1 protein-coding gene is annotated in these 2,006 nt (G+C 70.6%); it reads left to right on the top strand.

Translation table 11 applies throughout. The features are described from left to right. Positions 1 to 937 precede the first annotated feature (937 nt). A complete protein-coding gene (locus ABZ374_RS48410) occupies positions 938 to 1,933 on the top strand; it encodes an NAD-dependent epimerase/dehydratase family protein (RefSeq protein WP_360325201.1) in 996 nt (331 codons plus the stop codon). Positions 1,934 to 2,006: the final 73 nt, after the last annotated feature.

Raw genomic sequence — 2,006 nt, 5'->3', positions numbered from 1 at the left:
CCTCGTTGCGCAGCCACGGGAACGTGTGTCACCGGTGGAGCGGGCGGGCGAATCACCGGGCCGGGACGTAATCGCAGGCGGTCGTGAGTCGCGGGCGTGAACTCGTGGGCACGGTCGGGCAGTAGAGGCCCGGACGGGGTGGTGAGAGGGCGGAAGCGGGGTCGTGGGCTGGCGTGAGGGTGGAAGTGGGTCGTGGGCGTGGCGAGGGCGGTCGATCAGGGTCGTGGGTCCGGTGAACCCAATCACCCATGACGCGAGTGCAGCGGGGGCAACCGACTCCAGGTCGCGAGCGGAGCGGGCGGGCCTTGTTCGGCGGCCTGGGGCCGGCCCGGCACCTTGCCGCAGCCGATTCGCCGCCTCCGTCTGATCCCGCAGCTACGGGTACGTGTGTCGCCGGCGGACCGCCGGGCGGGATGTAACCGCAGGCCGCTGTGAGTCGTGGGCGTGAACTCGTGGGCGCAGCCGGGCAGTGGAGGGAGGCCGGGACGGGGTGGTGAGTGGGCGGAGTCGGATCGTGGGTGTGGCGAGCCCTGCCTACCCGAGTCGCGAGGGTGGTGGGCACGGTCGGCCAGTCGTGGGGGCGACAGACGCGTGGGCCGGACGGGAGGACAGGTTTCACCCACTTCGGGGGCACTGGCGCGCTGGGCGTGGCCCGGCACGTTTCCGCAGCGGACTTGCCTCCTTGCTCCCTCCTTTTCCTCCCCGCCGCCTTCTCCTTCTTCGCCTTCTTCTTCTACTAATCCTCCCCTTCGTGACCATGCCACAGGGGGTGTGAGGGGTGGAGAAGGTCGTGCGCTGCTTGCGATCACGAGGTGGGCGCAGGTCGTGGAGGGGGCGGTGGGGGCGAGTTCGTGATCGCGTGGGGAGGTCTTACAAAGGAGTGACGTTGGCGTGGTTGGTGGTTGTTGGGGAGGTCTGCGTGTTTAGCGTGGACGGCATGCGAATCCTGGTTACCGGCGGCGCCGGGTTCATCGGTACACACGTGGTCGAATGCCTGACTGAAGCGGGACACGAGGTGCGGGTGCTCGACCTGGAACCGGTCGAGGGCGTGGATGCGGTGCGGGGTGATGTGCGTGACCCGGTGGTCGTGGAGCGGGCCTTGGCCGGTGTGGATGCGGTGTGTCATCAGGCCGCCAAGGTCGGGCTGGGGCTGGACCTGAACGACGCTCCGGACTACGTCGGGTGCAACGACCTGGGCACGGCGGTGCTGCTTGCGGCGATGGGGCGGGCGGGCATCGGCCGGTTGGTGTTGGCGAGTTCGATGGTCGTCTATGGGGAGGGCCTGGGGCGCTGTGTGGAGCATGGCGACGTGGTGCCGGGGCCTCGGCCGGTCGAGGCGCTGGTGGCCGGGCGGTTCGAGGCGCCGTGCCCGACGTGCGGGCGGGATGTGACGCCCGGTCGGATCTCCGAGGAGGCCGCGCCCGACCCGCGCAACGTGTACGCCGCGACCAAGCTCGCCCAAGAGCACTTGGCCGGAGCTTGGGCCCGCGCCACCGGCGGCGTGGCCACGGCGCTGCGCTACCACAACGTCTATGGCCCGAGGATGCCGCTGGACACCCCGTACGCCGGTGTCGCCGCGATCTTCCGCTCGATGTTGCGTGCCGGGCTGCCGCCGAGGGTGTACGAAGACGGCGGTCAGCGCCGCGACTTCGTCCACGTTCGCGACGTCGCCACCGCCAACCTGGCCGCTCTGGACCGCCCCGGCCCCGGCCTCCGCGCCTACAACGTCGCCACCGGCGTCCCGCACACGGTCGGCGAGATGGCTGCGGCGCTGTCCGAGGCCCACGCCGGCCCGCCCCCGATCACCACCGCCGAATACCGCCTCGGCGACGTCCGCCACATCACCGCCTCCGCGACCCGCTTGGAGCAGGAACTGGGTTGGCAGGCAACGATCGAATTCACCCACGGAATGGCAGAGTTCGCCACCACCTGACCCACCCGCCCACCCCCGCCACACCCACGACCCAGATCGACCGGGCTCGCCACCCCCACGACTCTGAAGGAGA

This window comes from Embleya sp. NPDC005971 (assembly GCF_040629175.1).
Taxonomy (GTDB): Bacteria; Actinomycetota; Actinomycetes; order Streptomycetales; family Streptomycetaceae; genus Embleya.
This window is presented reverse-complemented; position numbering and strand designations above follow the sequence as displayed.

Coding starts and splice junctions, on each gene's coding strand:
- ABZ374_RS48410 (WP_360325201.1), top strand. CDS start 938: ATGCGAATCCTGGTTACCGGCGGCGCCGGGTTCATCGGTACACACGTG.